The sequence below is a fragment of the Sphingopyxis sp. genome (genome assembly GCF_050725615.1).
GTDB lineage: Bacteria > Pseudomonadota > Alphaproteobacteria > Sphingomonadales > Sphingomonadaceae > Sphingopyxis.
Genome location: NZ_JBOHHU010000017.1, coordinates 1 through 17,720, shown reverse-complemented (window position 1 = coordinate 17,720; position 17,720 = coordinate 1). Strand labels below are relative to the sequence as shown.

Genomic DNA, 17,720 nt, shown 5'->3' with positions numbered 1-17,720 from the left:
TGCGTGCCCCGCCCCCCCGACCTATCTGCGACACGACAGTTTCCAGCCCAAGAGGATAAGATGAGCGCATTCGACGATCGCGAAAAAGCATTTGAGGCGCAATTTGCGCGCGACCAGGAGGTGCAGTTCCGCATCACCGCCCGCCGCAACCGGCTGGTCGGCGAATGGGCCGCCGAGCGCATGGGGCTGACCCCCGAAGAGACCGACGCCTATGCCAAGGCGGTCGTCCAGGCCGATTTCGAGGAAGCCGGCGACGAGGATGTGATCCGCAAGCTCGCGGGCGACCTCACCGCCGCGCAGGTCGAGATCGGCGACGCCGAAATCCGCGCCGCGCTCAATGAGATGGCGGTCGAGGCGCGCCGCCAGTTCATGGACAAGCAGTAACCGTCCGATGGCAATGCGCGAATCCGACCTGCAGGCGATGATCGCCGCCGCTTTCCCCGATGCCGAGGTCGTGATCACCGACCTCGCGGGCGACGGCGACCATTATGCCGCGCATGTCGTCAGCGAAAGTTTTCGAGGGCTGACCCGCGTCGCCCAGCATAAGGCGGTCTACGCCGCGCTCGGCGGACGCATGGGCGGCGAACTTCATGCCTTGCAATTGACCACCGGCGTTCCTTCATAGGAACCAGATGATTTTCGGGCGCACACTCGCGCCCCTCCGGAGACTGCACGATGACCGAAGCCACCGCCCAATCCGTAAACGATCGTATCGCCAAGCTGGTTGGCGACCATCCCGTCCTCTTGTTTATGAAGGGCACGCCCCTGTTCCCGCAATGCGGCTTTTCGTCGCGCGCGATCGCGATGCTCGACCGGCTCGGGGTCGAATATGACACCGTCGACGTGCTGCAGGACATGGAGATCCGTCAGGGCATCAAGGAATTTTCGGACTGGCCGACGATCCCGCAGCTCTATGTGAAGGGCGAATTTGTCGGCGGCAGCGACATTATGATGGAAATGTGGGAAGCGGGCGAACTGCACACGCTGGTCGCCGACATTCCGGCGCGCCCCGAATAAGAACAGGCGAAAGGGGCGGGCCGCATGGCGCGGCCCGCCCCTTCGCTCGTCCTCGGAACCGGAGTCAGCGGCAGCGCAGCTCGCCGCGATCGATCGCCCGGCCCAGCAGGGCGCCACCCGCAGCGCCGATCAGCGTCCCGACGGTCCGGTCGCGACCGCGATCGAGTTCGCGGCCGGCCAGGGCGCCTACGGCGGCGCCGATGATCAGGCCGGTGGTGCCATTGTCGCGGCGGCAATGATAGCGGCCATCGTCGCCGCGCCAGACGCGATCGTTGCGACCGATGCGCTGCGGTTCATAATAGCGCCCATATCCGTCATAGGCGGCGGCGCGCTCCTTGGCGCGCTTGCCATGGGCAGGCGCCCAGGGCGGCGGGTCGGCATAGGCCGTCCCGGCCGGGACCGTGAGGCCGGCGATGAGCACGGCAGCCATGATCTTCTTCATTTCCGTTCTCCTTCGCCGCCAGCGTATCGGGCACCGGCCGAATGGCCGATGAACACAGGCTGGCGTGCGACGAACGGTACGGAAAAGACGGCCGACCGATGCCGGTCGGCCCCGGCGCGTTCAGGCCGCGTCGGCTGTCTCATAGGCCTGCGCCTCGGCCGAAATGAGGATGTCGGCGAGCATCCAATAGGCTTCGCCCCACGCCGCGAGGACCTCGTCGGTCGCGACCTCTTCGCCCAGCACGTCGCGGATCGCGGGCAGCAGGGCATTGGCGACATAGGGATAATGTTCGGGCTTCACGCCGGTTTCGACGTGACGCGCGACCATGCGTGATACGGCGGCGCCCAGATTCTGCAGCTTGTCGATATTCTTCGCATAGGCGAGGATCGCGGCGGCGAGGCGTTTGGGCTGCTCGCCGCTGTCCTGCGCGGCGCGGTCGAACAGCGCCGCGATTTCGTCGTCCCGGAACAACCGCGCGTACATCGCGCTGGTGATGGCAAGGCCATGTTTTTCGAGCGCCGGCGCGGTGGACTTGACGATCTCCATCGCGCGGGCGGAAGCGGTACGCATAGTCGGTTCTCCTGTTGGTGGGACAAGGCCCGGGATCGTTCAAGGCGAGCGGCGACAGGGCGGTCTTGGGTTGCACCGCCTGCGGTCGCGACTCGGTTGAATGATGTATTTCGGGCGCATGTATTGGCGCTATTTGAAACATGCAACAAAAATACATATTATGGCCCAACCGGGTTTCGAGGCTGGTTTGGGCCGGTTTTTTGGGGAATGTCATGCGCCTGACGCGCTACACCGACTATGCGATGCGCGTGCTCCTCTATGTCGGGGCGCAGCCGGCCGAGCGGTTGTGCCCGATCTCCGAAATCGCGCGCGGTTACGGCATCTCGCAAAACCATCTGATGAAGGTCGTCAACGACCTGGTGAACGCGGGCTATCTCGAAAGCGTGCGCGGCCGCTTCGGCGGCGTCCGGCTGGCGCGGCCCGCCGCCGAAATCAATGTCGGCGCGGTGGTCCGCCACACCGAGGAAGGGTTCGAGCTGGTCGATTGCGGCAGTTGCATCGTGGCGCCGGCCTGCGGGCTGACCGGTGCGCTCGCCGAGGCGCTCGCGGCGTTCCTGGCGGTGCTCGACGGCTACAGCCTCGCTGACCTGCTGAACAAACGCCAGGCGTTTGCGGCGCTGTTCGGTGCGGAAGGTTTCGGGGAATAGTGCGTCCGGGGGGCGGGGCCTTTCGGCCGCTCCGCCCCCCGTCGCGTCGGGGGTAAGTGGGGATGTCCTGAGTGGGGGCAGGGGACATCAGGGACCAGACTGATGTCCCCCACCGCTCCTTTGAGCGGAACACTCGGGAACATCGAATACTATACAAGGCGCGTGCCAGTTTGGCCCAATCGCGGTTTTCGGGGGAAGACGCTGGTTAGCGATTCCTTACCGGGCATCGGGAGTGTCAAAAATCCCGACAGATCGCCCGGTTGGCTCCGTTCCGCTTCATTCATCATCGGTTCAGCCTATTGACTACATCTGTAGTCGTATCGCAGATGAGGTCGAAGGGAGGGGTTCCACGATGGCAGAGCGTGCTAGCGAATCCGAAATGCAGATCTTGTCCGCGCTGTGGGACGAAGCCCCGCAGAGCGCGACCGATCTGGCCGAGAATGTCGGGGTCGCCAACGGCTGGACCCTCGCGACGGTGAAGACGCTCGTCGCGCGCCTCGTCCAGAAGGGCGCGGTGACCGCCGAAGCGCAGGGGCGACGCTTTCTCTATAGCCCCGCAGTCGCGCGCGCCGATGCCGTCGGCGATGAATCGCAGCGCTTCGTCGATCGCCTGTTCGGTGGCCGGGTCAGCCCGCTGATCGCGCATCTCGCCGAGCGCGAGGCGCTGTCGGATACCGACATCGCCGAGATCGAGGCGCTGTTGCGGAGGCTCAAGCCATGAGCGCCGCGATGCTGTTCCAGGCCTGGGGCGACACGCTGGTGACCACCGCCGCGCTCGTCCTGGTGATCCTGCTGATCCGCAAGCCCTTTGCGCGCCATTTCGGCCCGGGGCTGGCCTATGCCCTCTGGGCGGTGCCCGCGCTGCGCCTGTTGTTGCCGCCGCTGCCCTTCGCCCGGCCCGAGGCCGTGCCGGCGACGGCGAACGCCGCCGAGCCGGCGGTCGCCATGGTGATGATCGCGCCGACCGACGCCGCCCCGGCGGCGGCGGCGGCGGCGGTTCCGGTCGCCGCCGCAGAGCCGGTCTGGTCCTTCGCCGACCTGTTGCCCTTTCTGTTCGCCGCTTGGGCGGCCGGCATGGTCGCGGTCCTTGTCGCCGCGATGCTGTCGCACCACCGCTTTCGCCGTCAGGTGCTGACCGGCGCGGTGACGCTCGAGCCGATCGGGACGATCCGCCTGGTGATGACCGACGCGGTCGACGGTCCCGTCGCCTTTGGCTTGTGGCGGCGCTATGTCGCGGTGCCGCACGATTTTTTTGCGCGCTATGTCGCCGAGGAACGGGCGCTGGCGATCGACCATGAGCTGGCGCACCACCGCCACGGCGATTTGTGGGCCAATGCCGCGGCGCTGTTGCTGCTGGCGGTGCAATGGTTCAACCCCTTCGCTTGGCGCGCGATCCGCGCCTTTCGCTTCGACCAGGAGGCCGCTTGCGACGCGCGGGTGCTGGCACTGGTCGACGGTGCGCCGCGCAACGTCCGCACCGCGCGCTATGCGACGGCGATCGCCAAGGCGGCGGTCGGTTCGCGGCTGTCGCTCGCGGCGCCGATGGCGGTCCACGACAATTTGCAGGAGAGACTGACGATGCTGACGCGGCAGGATATTTCGAAAAAGCGCGGGCTGGTGGGCCGGCTGCTCGTCGGCGGCGCGACGCTGGCGGTGCTCGCGACGACCGCGACGCTGGTCCCCGCCGGGATCGCCAGCGCCCAGAGCGACATGGCCGCGCCGCCCGCGCCCCCGCCGCCGCCCGAGGCCCCCGACGCACCGCTGCCGCCCGAAGCGCCCGAAGCCCCCGAGGCTATCAGCGGCGCGCATCGCGTGATGATCTTCACGTCGGAGGAGGATGGCGAGGGCGATGCCAAGGCCGCTGATGGCCAGAAGAAGCGCGAAGTGCACCGCATCGTGATCCGCAACGGCGAGGTCAGGGACGGCGAGGGCAAGGTGATGACCTGGGCGTCCGGCGACCCCAGGGCGAAGCATTTCGAAATGCGCCTGCCGGGCGCGCTGTCGCGCGACGACATCCTCGCGACGCTGAAGGAGCAGGGCATCACGGGTAGCCAGGCCGACGCGATCGCCGACAAGCTGGAGGCCAAGCGCAACAAGCAGTTCGCCTTTGCCCCGATGCCGCCGATGCCGCCGATGCCCCCAATGCCGCCGATGAACTGGCAGTCGGTCGACGGCAAATCCTTCGGCTTCGCGCATTGCGGCAAGGGCCAGGCGCCGACGCCGCTGGTGAACCGCGACGACCAGGACGGCAAGAAGCACAGCCGCGTCGTGATGGTCCGCTGCGGCGGCGGCATGGACAAGGCGGCCCAATTGTCGGCGCTCAAGAAAGCGCGCGACCAGTTCGCCGAGGGCGAAGCGGGCCGGCGCATGTCGGACGAGATTCGCGCCAAGGTCGCCGCCGACCTCGACCGCGCGATCGCCGACCTCGAAAAACCGGTCGACTGACGGTTTCAGCTTTGACGCGGGCGCCTTCTCCCCGGTGGGCGCCTGCGGCAGGGGCGGGGAAAGGGAGCGGGTGACCGCTCCCTTTTTCTTTGCGATCGGCGCGTCGGCGCATATGCCGGTGCCTGTCTTGGCACGCGGGGTAGCGATGGAAAATTTGGAGCGCGATTTGATGATGCTCGGCATGAGCGCGGCGATCAGCCTTGTGATCATTGCCTTTGTCGCAGCCATCCTGCACTTTTTCGTCGCGCTGAACGCGTCGCCGCACAAGCGGGCGTTCTGGACGGTCGCGCCGGCCTATGCGCTATGCGTGTTCTTCGGGACCGCGCCCGCCGACAGTCCGTTTCCGATTTGGATTTGGCCGATCGGAGCCCTGATTCCTGCGACGATCTGGTACTGGTTCTGGCTCCGCGATTTCCAGAAGCGCTGGTATCAGAATATGGAGGACCTCCCCGATCATGTGCCGCTTGCCAACCATGACTGGAAAAACGGGCTTCTGCAGCTCGCCATCTTGCTGGTGATCGGCTCCGCCGTAGCGCTTTTTCGGATGTTGCTTCGCGGCTAAAATTGCCGCAGCTTCTCGAAGCCAAGACAGGCGATCGCGATCGCATTTTGTGCTGTGCCCCCTTTTGCTCCGCCGCCCGCAATGCCACATGCAGCCCATGAGCGACGAAAAGCCCTGGCCCGACTCCATCCACGCCGGTGATTGCGAGCAGCATGAGCCGCTTGTCCGCCGCGTCCTCGCGCCCAATCCTTCGCCCTACACCTTCACCGGCACCCAGACCTGGATCGTCGGGGCGGGCCGCGATGTCGCGGTGATCGACCCGGGGCCGACCGGCAGCGGGTTCAGTATCGGCGATCCTGCGGATGCCAATGGGGTTGGCCATGTCGAGGCGATCCTGCGCGCGGTCGGCGATGCGCGGGTCGCCGCGATCCTGTGCACCCACACCCACCGCGACCATAGCCCGGCCGCCGCGCCGCTGAAGGAGGCGACCGGGGCGCCGATCATCGGCTGCGCGCCTTTGGTGATCAGCGACAACGGCCCGCGCGCCGACTCTGCCTTCGATCCCGACTATGCCCCCGACCGCGTCCTCGCCGACGGCGAGCGGATTGCGGGTGACGGCTGGACGATCGAGGCGGTGGCGACCCCCGGCCATACCTCGAACCACCTCTGCTTCGCGCTGCTCGAAAGCGACGCCTTGTTCACCGGCGACCATGTCATGGCCTGGTCGACCAGCGTCGTCAGCCCGCCCGACGGCGACATGGCGGCCTATATGGCCAGCCTGTCGAAACTCTATGAGCGCGGCGACCGCGTCTATTATCCGGCGCACGGCCCTGCGGTGACCAAGCCGAAGCAGCTCGTGCGCGGCATGCTCGGCCATCGCCGCCAGCGCGAGCGGCAGATCCTGCGCGAACTCGAAAAGGGAACCGCGATCATCCCCGACATGGTGACGCATATGTACAAAGGGCTCGATCCGCGCCTGACCGGCGCCGCCGGGCGGTCGGTGCTCGCGCATCTGCTCGATCTGGAGAAGCGCGGGCAGGTGTCGAATGACGGCGCGCAATGGAGCCTGAGCGGTGGCTAGGGCCTGGCTGCTCCTTGCCATGGCCCTGACGACGGCGGCCCCCTTGCCGGCCCATGCACAGGACGGCGCCACGGCGCCCGCAGCAACGGGCGCCCCGCGACTGGGGCGCGTCGCCACGCACGCCGAGGATGGGCGCTTGTACGGCGACGTGACGATCGGCCAGTTGGCGGTCACCCAATATGGATCGATATGGGAGGCGCTGAGAACCGCCAAAGACCGAACCGCCGCTGAAGTGGGACTGGGACGCGTGGTGTGCGGCTCTTTCACGGAAGTTGTCCGGGGCACGGCCAAGGCATTGGTGAAGGCCATGCCCAAGGACGATCGTGCGGCGGTCGGGCGCGAAGACCCTTCAGCGGTCCGCCGATTGGCCATAGGGGTGCTCGCGACGTTGGACGGCGTGGCGCCCGATGCGATCCTGGCCGATGAGGCGATGGGCCCGGGCGTGTACAGCGACCCGATCGCCGGGCTCGTCTATGCCTTCGATCGCTGCAAGATATGATGACGACCCCTTCGCCGCTCGCGCGCCTGCTGCCGCGCCTCATCCTGCTCGCCGCTGCGGCGCTGTTCGCGCTTGCCGCCTGGTGGGCCTTTTCGGCCTGGCGCGACTGGCAGCGCGGCTATGATCCCGAAACCGTCGTCGCCGCGAGCCTGCAAGGGCTGCAGGAGCAGAATATCCTCGTGCCCTTTACCGCGCGCTATGTCGCGGTCGTCACCTCGACACAGAGCCGGTTGGGGCTCAGCGCGAAAAAGACGCTGATCATGCCGGGCACGGTGCGTTACGAACTCGACCTCGCGAAGCTCCGGCAATCCGACCTCGACTGGAATGCGGAGGCGGGCACGCTGACCGTGACGCTGCCGCCGTTGCGGCTCGCGGGCCCCGAAATCGACCTCAATTCGATCAGCGAATATCGCGACGGCATGATCCTGCTGACGCTGACCGACGCCGAAGCGTCGCTCGACGCCGCGAACCGCAAGGCGGCGCAGGACGAACTGATCAAGCAGGCGAAGGGCACGACCCCGATGCGCCTTGCGAAGGGGGCGGCGCGCACCGCGGTCGAACAGAGCTTTGCCATGCCGCTCAAGGCCGCCGGCATCGACGCCAAGGTGACCGCGCGCTTCGCCGGGGACGCGGCGGGCTGAATCGCCTTTGCGCCGCGCCGTCGCTGCGCTAGTCATGCCGTGCAACCAGCCTGGGGGGCATGGCATGGCGACGTCGGCGGCAGGGATGATTCCCGCAGAGCGATTCTGGCAGCGGATGGCGATCGGTTTGGCGGTCTTCATCGTCATCGGTTTCGCGCAATTCGCGCTGCGCGGGTTCGTCGACCCGGTGGCCGCGCCCTTCTGGGTGCATCTCCACGGGATCGCGATGCTCGCCTGGCTCGGCCTGCTGATCGTCCAGCCGGTTCTGGTGTCGCGCGCCAGCCTGCCGCTGCACCGGCGGCTCGGCTGGATCGGCGGGGGGCTCGCGCTCGTCATCACCGGGCTGGGGATTTTCACCGGGCTCGCCTCGCTGGTGCTGAACCGCTTCCCGCCCTTTTTCCCGCCGCCCTATTTCCTCGCGCTGACCACGGTCGAGGCGCTGGTCTTTGGCGCGATGGTGTGGTGGGCGGTGCGCCGGCGGTACGCGACCCAGTGGCACCGGCGGCTGATGATCGGCGCGACGATCGTCATCCTCGAACCCGCGCTCGGACGCATCCTGCCGATGCCATTGATGATCGGCTGGTCGGACATTCCAATCGGCCTGATCCAGCTCGCGGTCGTCGGCATCGTCGCGCTGCACGACCGCCGCACCCTCGGTCGCATCCATCCGGCGACCAAAGCCGTCGCCGCCATTGTCATCGCGGTGCGCACCACCATCTATCTGTTGTCGCTGGCGCCGCCGGTGATCGCGCTGGCCGCCCGGCTGACCGGCGGCTGACGCGGCGAATTGCCCCGTTGGCGGGGGACGTGTAGAGGGGCGGCAAATTCCTGTTCTGACAAGGAAGTAAGATGACTGCTCCGATCCGTGAAAACCTGACCGGCCTCGACCTGCGCGCCGAAATCGACCGGCTCCGCAAGGAACGCAACGCCGTCATCCTCGCGCATTATTACCAGAAGCCCGAGATTCAGGATCTTGCCGATTTCGTCGGCGATTCGCTCGAGCTGTCGCGCAAGGCCGCCGACACCGACGCCGACGTCATCGCCTTTTGCGGCGTGAAGTTCATGGCCGAGACCGCGAAGATCCTGAGCCCCGAAAAAATCGTCATCCTGCCCGACATGGACGCGGGGTGCAGCCTCGAGGACAGCTGTCCGCCCGAACAGTTCGCGCGCTTCCGCGCCAAGCATCCCGACCATATCGCGCTGACTTACATCAACTGCTCGGCGGCGGTGAAGGCACTGAGCGACATCATCGTCACCTCGTCGAGCGCCGAGATGATCATCAGCCAGATCCCGCCCGAGCAGAAGATCATCTTCGGCCCCGACCGGCATTTGGGCGGCTATCTCAACCGCAAGTTCGGGCGCGACATGCTGCTCTGGCCGGGCGTGTGCATCGTCCATGAGGCGTTCAGCGAAACCGAGCTGCTCAAGCTCAAGGCGCAGCACCCCGGCGCGCCGGTCGCCGCGCACCCCGAATGCCCGCCGCATATCGTCGACCATGCCGATTATGTCGGGTCGACCAGCGGCATATTGCAGTTCGCCAAGACCTTCCCGTCGGACACGCTGATCGTCGCGACCGAGCCGCACATCATCCACCAGATGGAATTGGCGATCCCCGAAAAGACCTTCATCGGCGCGCCCGGGGCCGACGGCAACTGCAACTGCAACATCTGCCCCTATATGGCGCTCAACACGATGGAGAAGCTCTACATCGCGCTGCGCGACCTCCAGCCGCGGATCGAGATGGACGAGGAGTTGCGGCTTGCCGCGCGCAAGAGCCTCGACCGGATGCTCGACATGGCGTCGGGCACGGTGGGCAAGGGCGATTTGGGACGGGCCTGAGTCGCGCCCGGGAAAGCCGAGTCGCCGGGCGAGTCGCGGCCGGCCTTTCCCGAAACCGAATCCGAAAATGCTGCGGCCTTGTTACAAAAATGCTGCAGTGAATCCGCTAATTGCTAATGCCGGACTTATCCACAGTCGGTCGCGCAATCGCGTGTGAATCGCCGCTTTTTCTGTTGGCGACCCCGGCAACTCATGTCAGCTTCCAATCATCGGACGACGGAGACGACGGACCGCCGGGATAGGAAGGCAGGTTGCAAGACCAGCCGGAAAAGAACGGGCCGGAACGACGAGGAAGTGGACCGATACCCTGGTCACGGAACGCCGCGATTCCCACGAGTTGAGGCGGACCCGATCGGGACAGGAAATGCAGTCCATCGCTTGGGCAGCGACTGTTTCGGCAGACGCATGGAAGAGATGATGAAGGGCTTTCCAGGTGCGGCCGGCCCCCGAAAGGGGGCCGACCAAACCATCGCCGGATAGCTCCGGAACGCGTCGCAAGCGTCGTTTTGCGGGCCGCCGATCGCAAGAGAAGCGGACCGGGATGAGGCAAGCGGGCAGCGACCGGAAGGATACCGGATAGTGGGGGTTGGCAGCGATGTCGGCCCCCATTTCGCGTGTGCGCGATGCGGCCGGTCTCTCGGCCCGAGCCGATCGGCGATCGATGATGGCGCGCTGTCCGGATGCGGCCGTTGCAGACCCATGCGTGTCGACGGTAACGAAGGCGCCGCGCACAGAGGTCGGCGAGATTGATTTCACACAAAGACACAAAGGCACGAAGACGTCGTGCAAGCCGCGAAGCGGCTTTAACCTTCAAAAGGTTCAGCGATATGCGGCGATGAGGTTAGCGCGACCTTGCGGCCGCGAGCCATCCTCTTCGTGCCTTTGTGTCTTTGTGTGAACCAAAAATCCGGAGGCTTCGGCCTCAACAATGATCTCCGGGCAAGCCCACCTCTCCATCTCCAAAGTCCACTAAACACCCCAAAGCCGGTCCTGCCGCCGCCCCGACCAAAAAACGTCGGTGTGTGATGTATGTCACATCATCGTCGCACGCGCCTGCTTATCCCCCGAGTTGCGACCCGGAGCAGTTCCCCGATCGGAGCTGATCCCACTTTCCCGGCCGCGTCCTTCGGGGCCGGCCGGGAACCTTTTGCTCCCCGCTCGCATTGTGCTGACATCGGTAAAACGAGCTTCGGACGCGATCAGGCGTCGCCGAAAACACCCGGTCTGCGCGCTCCGCAGGTCCGGCAATATGGGAGTCTGTCATGGGTATCATCATCACGCTGATCGTCGGCGGCATCATCGGCTGGCTCGCCAGCATCGTCATGCGCACCGACGCGCAGCAGGGCATCATCCTGAACGTCGTCGTCGGCATCGTCGGCGCGTTCCTCGGCAATTTTTTGGGCGGCCTGTTCGGCATGGGCGCCAGCCTCAGCACCTTCAGCCCGATCGGTCTGCTCTGGGCCTTTATCGGCGCGGTCGTGCTGCTCGGCCTGATCAACCTGGTGCGCCGCGGCAGCGTTCGCTGAGGCCTGTGGCGGCGGTCCGCACCCCGCCGCCATATCGCTAGGCGGTTGGCAAGATTTGGGTTACCATCCTGATTGCCCGGTGAAATACGGGCGTCAAAAAACGATCGTAGGGGGTCAAATATGACTTGGATTATCGCAATCGTCATGGGCGGCATCATCGGCTGGCTCGCCAGCATCGTGATGCGCACCGACGCCCAGCAGGGCATTTTCCTGAACATCATCGTCGGCTGCCTGGGATCGATCCTCGGCCGCTTCCTGTTCGGCACCTTCCTTGGTGGCGGGCATCTGCGCGGCAACGCCTTCGATCCGATGACCTTGCTCACCGCCTTCATCGGCGCGATCGTGCTGCTGGGCATCGTCAACCTGGTCCGGCGCGGCAAGGTCCGCTGATGCGGCGAGCCTGATCGGTCCGGACCGGACCGGTTTCAAGGGGCGGTCGGCGCGAGCCGGTCGCCCTTTTTGCATCCAGGCCGCTGGAACCCGGCGCCGAAGGTGATTATGACGCGCTGCGTCCTCCGCCTCGGCGCGGTCGCGTTTCCCCCCTTGTCAGGGGTGATTTAATTGGATAATACACCACGGAAATTGGACGAGGATTCCGTCTGGTCAAGGAGGGGGCGCGGGCAGCAGGCCTGCGCATGCCATTTGCCGGGGCGGCGCAGAGGAATTTGGCGTGAACTACGAGCGGAAAGTGGAATCGATGGACAGCCTCGCGGGCACGACGCACAGCTATTTCGACGACGAGGCGAGCAATCGTCGCAAGCGGATGGTGCTGATCGTCGCGATCATCCTGATCCTGGTGGCGCTGGCTGCGGCCTGGTTCGCCTTTTCGGCGGGCAAGGGCGACGGCGCTGCGGCCGCTGGCGCGGAGGGAGCCGCCGCCGCAGCGCCCAACGTCACGGTGATGATCCCGGGCCGCGTCTCGGTCGAGGCGGCGATCTCCGCCAACGGCACGATCGCTGCGCGCCGCGAAATGCCGGTCGGCATCGCCGGCGAGGGCGGGCAGGTCGTGCGCGTACTCGTCGAGCCGGGCCAGTGGGTCGGCGCGGGCCAGACGCTCGCGGTCATCGACCGGTCGGTGCAGACGCAGCAGGCCGCCGGCCTCGCGGCGTCGATCCGCGTCGCGCAGGCCGACGCCAGTCTGGCGCAGGCCGAACTCGAACGCGCCGAGGCGCTGGTCGGGCGCGGCTTCATCTCCAAGGCCGACATGGACCGCAAGCGCGCAACCCGCGACGCGGCCAATGCGCGCGTTCGCGTGGCGCAGGCCCAATACGCCGAGGCGCAGGCGCGCAACGGCCGGTTGAACATCGTCGCTCCGGCGGCGGGGCTGGTGCTGACGCGCCAGGTCGAACCCGGCCAGATCGTCGGCGCCGGCAGCGGTGTGTTGTTCCGCATGGCGCGCGGCGGCGAGATGGAAATGATGGCGCAGATGGCCGAGGCCGATCTGCAGCGCGTGCGGGTCGGCACCCGCGCGACGGTCACGCCCGTCGGCACCAATTTGAACATCGCCGGCCAAGTGTGGCAGGTGTCGCCGGTGATCAACCCCGACACGCGGCAGGGCATGGTCCGGATCGCGGTTCCCTATAGCAACGCGATGCGTCCCGGCGGCTTTGCCGATGCGCGGCTCGTCTCGGGATCCGAAGAAGCGCCGCTGCTGCCCGAAAGCGCGGTGCAGAGCGGGCCCGAGGGCAGCTTCGTGCTGGTCGTGGGCAAGGACAACAAGGTCGAACGCAAGGCGGTCAAGGTCGGTTCGGTGTCCGATGCGGGCGTCGCAATCGCATCGGGCCTGACCGGCAACGAGCGTATCGTCGTGCTCGCCGGCTCGTTCCTCAATGTCGGCGACAAGGTGAAGCCGGTCCTGCAAAAGACCGCTCGTTAATCCTGCGAACGCGATGCCAGAGAGGCTGATAAGAGCATGAGTTTCCGCAATATCTCTGCCTGGTGCATCCGCAATCCGGTGCCGCCAATCGTCATGTTCGTGCTGTTGCTGCTGGCCGGGCTCGTCAGCTTCAACCGGATGGACGTCAACGACAATCCCGACGTCGAATTCCCCGCGGTGCAGGTGATCGTGGCGCAGCCCGGCGCGGCGCCGTCGGAGCTGGAGACGCAGGTCACCCAGCGCATCGAGGCCGCAGTGCGCGGCGTCAACGGCGTCGACGAAATGTCGTCCTATGTCGGTGAAGGCAACAGCCGCACGTTCGTGCAGTTCGCGATCGGCACCCCGATCGACCGCGCCTATAACGACGTCAACCAGGCGGTGCAGCAGATCCGCAGCGACCTTCCCGACGGCATCCTCGAACCGCAGGTCATGCGGGTCGACATCGCCGGTGGTCCGATCACTTACTTCGCGGTCGAGACGAGCGACATGACGCTCGAGCAATTGTCATGGTTCGTCGACAACACTGTCGCCAAGGAATTGCTGTCGATCCCGGGCATGAGCCAGGTGCGCCGGTCGGGCGGCGTCGACCGCGAAATCCGGGTCATCCTCGATCCCTCGCGCATGCAAAGCTATGGCGTCACGGCAAGCCAGATCAACCAGCAGCTGCGCCAGATCAACGTCAATGCGGCGGGCGGCCGCACCGAAATCGCGGGCAGCGAACAGGCGGTCCGCGTACTCGGCAATGCCGGATCGGCGAACCAGCTCGGCGATTATCAACTGTCGCTTGGCAACGGCCGCACGATCCGCCTGAGCGATGTCGCGACGGTCACCGATGGTTATGCCGAGCAGCGCAACCTCGCCAAGATCGAAGGGCGGCAGGTGCTGTCCTTCTCGATCGAAAAGGCCAAGGGCGCCTCCGACGTCACCGTCCATGACGAGACGATGAAGAAGCTGGAGGAGATCAAGAAGGCCAATCCCAAGGTCAATTTCAAGATCCTCTTCACCCGCACCGAATATACCAAGGAACAATATCGCAGTTCGATGGCGGCCATGGTCGAGGGGGCGATCCTCGCGGTCGTCGTCGTCTTCCTGTTCCTGCGCGACTGGCGCGCGACGCTGATTTCGGCGCTGGCGATCCCGCTGTCGGCGATCCCGACCTTCTGGTTCATGGACATGATGGGCTTTTCGCTGAACGGCCTGTCGCTGCTCGCGCTCAGCCTGGTGGCCGGGGTGCTCGTCGACGATGCGATCGTCGAGATCGAGAATATCGTCCGGCACATGCGCATGGGCAAGACCGCCTATCAGGCGTCGATCGACGCCGCCGACGAAATCGGCCTCGCGGTGGTCGCGACGACGATGTCGATCGTCGCGGTGTTCCTGCCGGTGGCGTTGATGCCGGGCGTTTCGGGCCAGTTCTTCATCCAGTTCGGCATGACCGTCGTCTTCGCCGTGCTCGTCAGCCTGGCGGTCGCGCGCATGATCACGCCGATGATCGCCGCCTATTTCCTGTCGGCGCAGGGCGAGCAGGAGCATGCGTCCGGGCCGTGGATCGATCGCTATGAAAAGATTCTGCGGTGGACGCTCGACGAGGAGAAAGCCAAGGCATCGCGCGACCGGGCGCGGGCGCGGGGCAAGCGCGGTATCGGACGCCGTATCTTCCTCGACCATCGGGTGTGGATCGTCGGCATCGGCATCGGCGCGTTCGTGCTCAGCCTTGTCATCGGCAGCATGATTCCGATGCAGTTCCAGCCCACGACCAACAGCGATTACAGCCAGATCACCTATGAATTGCCCCCGGGCTCGACGCTGGCGCAGAGCGAACATATCTCGAACCAGATCAACGACATCCTGTCGAAGGACAAGACGGTCGAGAACGCCTTTTACGACATCGGCGTCGGCAGCGGCGGCGTGTACATCACGCTGAAGAAGGAACGGGCGCAAAAGAGCGTCGAATGGGAACGCGCGCTGCAACCCAAATTGTCGGCGATCCCCGATGCCCGGGTGCGGTTCCAGAGCCAGTCGGGCGGTTTTTCGGGCCGCGACATCACGATGGTCATCGGCGGGGACGATCCGGTCGCGCTCGAAAAACATGCGCGTCAGATCGTCAGCGACATGGGCAAGCTCAAGGAATTGCGGGCTCCCCGCATCGAGGGCGACATTCCGCGTCCCGAAATCATCGTCAATCCGCGCATGGACCTCGCCGCCGACCTTGGCGTGACGACCGCCGCGCTCAGCCAGACGATCCGCATCGCGACGCTGGGCGACATCGACCAGAATGCGGCCAAATTCTCGCTGTCCGATCGCCAGATTCCGATCCGGGTGCTGCTTTCCGAACAGTCGCGCCGCAGCCTTGCGACGCTCGAGAACCTGCCGGTCCCGACGACGCGCGGGACGACGGTGCCGCTGAAGGCGGTCGCCGAACTGAGCTTCGGTTCGGGGCCGACCGAATTGCGCCGCTATAACCAGACGCGGCGCGTCGTGATCGGCGCCGATCTGGCGCCGGGTCTCGTCACCGGCAACGCCCAGGCGAAGATCGATGCACTGCCCAGCGTCAAGACGATGCCGCAGGGCATTCGCAAGGTCGTGCAGGGCGACGCGAAATGGCAGGCCGAACTGATCAACAACTTCCTGATCGCGGTGGTGTCGGGCCTGTTGCTCGTCTTCGCGACGCTGGTGCTGCTCTATCGCCGCTTCGTCTCGCCGCTGGTCAATATGTCGTCGCTGCTGCTCGCACCGCTGGGCGGGCTGATCGGGCTGCTGGTCACGGGCATGGAAATTTCGATGCCGGTGTTCATCGGGCTGCTGATGCTGTTCGGCATCGTCGCCAAAAACTCGATCCTGCTCGTCGATTTCGCGATCGAGGAGATGGAAAACGGCACGCCAAAGCATGCCGCGCTGATCGAGGCCGGGCACAAGCGCGCGCAGCCGATCGTGATGACGACGGTCGCGATGGTCGCCGGCATGGTGCCGACGGCGCTGTCGCTGTCGGGCGATGGCGCCTGGCGCGCGCCGATGGGCGTGGTCGTCATCGGCGGCCTGATCCTGTCGACGCTGCTCACCTTGCTGATCGTTCCGGCGGGTTTCAGCCTGGCCGACAGCATCGAAAAACGACTTGGCCGCTTCTTCTCGCGCAACCTTCTGACCTATCGGCCCGGCGACGATGTCAAACCGCATACGCCGTCGTCGGAGCCGCATCCGGCGGAGTGAACGGGACAGGGGCGCGGCAGCGGTTGCAACCTTTGCCGGGCTTCGCCATTTGGTGCGCATGACGGATAGCGTTTCCTCCCCGCCCGAAATCGCACGCGCCCGCCCCTTCCTGACGAACCGGGGGGTGGGCGTCGCCGTTCCGACGGGCGGGCTCAACATCCGCGTCGTCGCGACCGGCATGCTCGTCGTGATGGCGATCGTCTTTGTCAGCGCCAAATATTTTCAGGACGTCCATCCGGCGGTCGGCTTCGTCCGCGCCTTTGCCGAGGCGGCGATGGTCGGCGGGCTGGCCGACTGGTTCGCGGTGACCGCGCTGTTCCGCCATCCGATGGGGCTGCCGATCCCGCACACCGCGATCGTGCCGCGCAACAAGAACCGCATCGGCGACACGCTGGCGCGCTTCCTGCTCACCAATTTCCTGCTGCCGCGGCTGATCGCGCGCAAGATGCAGACGCTCGACGTCGCGGGCGCGGTCGGTAAATTCCTGTCGCAGCCGGGCGAGGGCGGCGGGCGGCTGAAGCTCGGCGCGTCGCGGATCATCGCCGACGGGCTGGGGGCACTCGACCAGCAGCGCCTCGGCGGCATGGTCAAATCGGCGATCGCCGACCGCTTGCGCGAACTCGACGTCGCGCCGCTCCTGGGACAGGCGCTGCAGGCGGCGCTGGCCGAGGGGCGGCACCAGCCCTTGCTCGACGCGATGGTCAAATGGGGGTCGAAGACGCTCGAACTCAACGCGCATCTGATCCACCAGATGGTCCACGACAACAGCAATGCGATCGTGCGCTTCACCGGGCTCGATGAGAGCATCTCGAACCGCATCGTCGCGGGGCTGGGAAAATTGCTCACCGAAATGGCCGAAGAGCCCGACCATCCGCTGCGCCTGCGCGTCGAGGAAGGGCTCGCCAAAATGGCGCTCGACCTGCAGCACGACCCCGAGGTGCAGGCGAAGGTGGCGCGGGTGCGCGACGAGCTGCTCGAGAACAAGGCGGTCACGCGCTGGCTCGACGGCCTGTGGGAACAGGGGCGCGGCGCGTTGCTCAAGGCGGCGCGCGACCCCGACACGATGCTCGCCGGGCGGCTCGGTGAACTGGTCACGCAGTTCGGCGCGATGCTGGGCGAGGACGCGCATATCAAGCGCACGCTCAACCGCTATGCGCGGCGCGCGGTGGTCGGCGCAGTCGACAGCTATGGCGAAACCGCGCTCAAGCTGGTGTCGGACACGATTCGCGGCTGGGACGCCAAGACGATCACCGACCGGCTGGAAAATGCGGTCGGCGACGACCTCCAATATATCCGGATCAACGGGACGCTGGTCGGCGGGCTTGTGGGCGTGTTGATCCACACCGTGGACGTGTTGATCTGACTCGTCGCCCCCGCGAAGGCGGGGGTCGCTGTCGGCGTAGTGGAAGGTTTGCAGCGGCCCCCGCC

19 protein-coding genes are annotated in these 17,720 nt (G+C 66.0%); 17 read left to right on the top strand and 2 right to left on the bottom strand.

The window, feature by feature from the left end:
• Nucleotides 1-60: 60 nt before the first annotated feature.
• From ACREB7_RS05985 to grxD, 3 genes are read left to right on the top strand one after another with little or no spacing between them, the layout of a single operon-like run.
• Nucleotides 61-384, top strand: coding sequence for a DUF1476 domain-containing protein (locus ACREB7_RS05985; RefSeq protein ID WP_431591377.1), 324 nt, complete (start codon nucleotides 61-63; stop codon nucleotides 382-384).
• Nucleotides 385-391: 7 nt separating this feature from the next.
• On the top strand, nucleotides 392-625 hold the full coding sequence (locus ACREB7_RS05980; protein WP_431591376.1) for a BolA/IbaG family iron-sulfur metabolism protein: 234 nt from the start codon (nucleotides 392-394) through the stop codon (nucleotides 623-625).
• Between the two features lie 50 nt (nucleotides 626-675).
• Complete coding sequence (gene grxD, locus ACREB7_RS05975) at nucleotides 676-1,017, top strand: Grx4 family monothiol glutaredoxin (protein ID WP_431591375.1); 342 nt, start codon at nucleotides 676-678, stop codon at nucleotides 1,015-1,017.
• Nucleotides 1,018-1,081: 64 nt separating this feature from the next.
• On the opposite strand, the gene ACREB7_RS05970 is transcribed toward grxD, so the two are convergent.
• Together ACREB7_RS05970 and ACREB7_RS05965 are read right to left on the bottom strand one after the other, a co-directional pair.
• Nucleotides 1,082-1,459, bottom strand: coding sequence for a glycine zipper 2TM domain-containing protein (locus ACREB7_RS05970; RefSeq protein ID WP_431591374.1), 378 nt, complete (start codon nucleotides 1,457-1,459; stop codon nucleotides 1,082-1,084).
• A 120-nt stretch (nucleotides 1,460-1,579) separates the two neighbouring features.
• Nucleotides 1,580-2,029 (bottom strand): globin domain-containing protein, encoded by a 450-nt coding sequence (locus ACREB7_RS05965; RefSeq protein ID WP_431591373.1) that lies wholly within the window; start codon nucleotides 2,027-2,029, stop codon nucleotides 1,580-1,582.
• A gap of 212 nt (nucleotides 2,030-2,241) precedes the next feature.
• Between ACREB7_RS05965 and ACREB7_RS05960 the strand changes: the two genes are divergently transcribed.
• From ACREB7_RS05960 to ACREB7_RS05895, 14 genes are all read left to right on the top strand, one after another.
• Nucleotides 2,242-2,676, top strand: a complete 435-nt coding sequence (locus tag ACREB7_RS05960) for an RrF2 family transcriptional regulator (protein ID WP_431591372.1) — start codon at nucleotides 2,242-2,244, stop codon at nucleotides 2,674-2,676.
• Between the two features lie 379 nt (nucleotides 2,677-3,055).
• Nucleotides 3,056-3,397, top strand: a complete 342-nt coding sequence (locus ACREB7_RS05955; RefSeq protein ID WP_431591371.1) for a BlaI/MecI/CopY family transcriptional regulator — start codon at nucleotides 3,056-3,058, stop codon at nucleotides 3,395-3,397.
• Complete coding sequence (locus tag ACREB7_RS05950) at nucleotides 3,394-5,121, top strand: M56 family metallopeptidase (protein WP_431591370.1); 1,728 nt, start codon at nucleotides 3,394-3,396, stop codon at nucleotides 5,119-5,121. The genes ACREB7_RS05955 and ACREB7_RS05950 overlap by 4 nt, the downstream gene beginning before the upstream one ends.
• A gap of 70 nt (nucleotides 5,122-5,191) precedes the next feature.
• Nucleotides 5,192-5,683, top strand: coding sequence for a hypothetical protein (locus ACREB7_RS05945; RefSeq protein ID WP_431591369.1), 492 nt, complete (start codon nucleotides 5,192-5,194; stop codon nucleotides 5,681-5,683).
• A gap of 97 nt (nucleotides 5,684-5,780) precedes the next feature.
• Nucleotides 5,781-6,704: an MBL fold metallo-hydrolase gene (locus tag ACREB7_RS05940; RefSeq protein ID WP_431591368.1), complete on the top strand. Its 924-nt coding sequence runs from the start codon at nucleotides 5,781-5,783 to the stop codon at nucleotides 6,702-6,704.
• Between the two features lie 136 nt (nucleotides 6,705-6,840).
• Nucleotides 6,841-7,203, top strand: a complete 363-nt coding sequence (locus tag ACREB7_RS05935) for a hypothetical protein (RefSeq protein ID WP_431591367.1) — start codon at nucleotides 6,841-6,843, stop codon at nucleotides 7,201-7,203.
• Nucleotides 7,200-7,844, top strand: a complete 645-nt coding sequence (locus tag ACREB7_RS05930) for a DUF4230 domain-containing protein (protein ID WP_431591366.1) — start codon at nucleotides 7,200-7,202, stop codon at nucleotides 7,842-7,844. The genes ACREB7_RS05935 and ACREB7_RS05930 overlap by 4 nt, the downstream gene beginning before the upstream one ends.
• A 64-nt stretch (nucleotides 7,845-7,908) precedes the next feature.
• Nucleotides 7,909-8,622, top strand: coding sequence for an adenylate cyclase (locus ACREB7_RS05925; protein ID WP_431591365.1), 714 nt, complete (start codon nucleotides 7,909-7,911; stop codon nucleotides 8,620-8,622).
• Between the two features lie 71 nt (nucleotides 8,623-8,693).
• Nucleotides 8,694-9,683: a quinolinate synthase NadA gene (gene nadA, locus ACREB7_RS05920; RefSeq protein ID WP_431591364.1), complete on the top strand. Its 990-nt coding sequence runs from the start codon at nucleotides 8,694-8,696 to the stop codon at nucleotides 9,681-9,683.
• Nucleotides 9,684-10,945: 1,262 nt separating this feature from the next.
• Nucleotides 10,946-11,209, top strand: a complete 264-nt coding sequence (locus ACREB7_RS05915) for a GlsB/YeaQ/YmgE family stress response membrane protein (protein ID WP_431591363.1) — start codon at nucleotides 10,946-10,948, stop codon at nucleotides 11,207-11,209.
• 120 nt (nucleotides 11,210-11,329) lie between these two features.
• Complete coding sequence (locus tag ACREB7_RS05910) at nucleotides 11,330-11,599, top strand: GlsB/YeaQ/YmgE family stress response membrane protein (protein WP_431591362.1); 270 nt, start codon at nucleotides 11,330-11,332, stop codon at nucleotides 11,597-11,599.
• Between the two features lie 280 nt (nucleotides 11,600-11,879).
• Nucleotides 11,880-13,085, top strand: coding sequence for an efflux RND transporter periplasmic adaptor subunit (locus ACREB7_RS05905; protein ID WP_431591361.1), 1,206 nt, complete (start codon nucleotides 11,880-11,882; stop codon nucleotides 13,083-13,085).
• 36 nt (nucleotides 13,086-13,121) lie between these two features.
• Nucleotides 13,122-16,292 (top strand): efflux RND transporter permease subunit, encoded by a 3,171-nt coding sequence (locus ACREB7_RS05900; RefSeq protein WP_431591360.1) that lies wholly within the window; start codon nucleotides 13,122-13,124, stop codon nucleotides 16,290-16,292.
• A 178-nt stretch (nucleotides 16,293-16,470) separates the two neighbouring features.
• Complete coding sequence (locus ACREB7_RS05895; protein WP_431591398.1) at nucleotides 16,471-17,655, top strand: DUF445 domain-containing protein; 1,185 nt, start codon at nucleotides 16,471-16,473, stop codon at nucleotides 17,653-17,655.
• Nucleotides 17,656-17,720 lie beyond the last annotated feature (65 nt).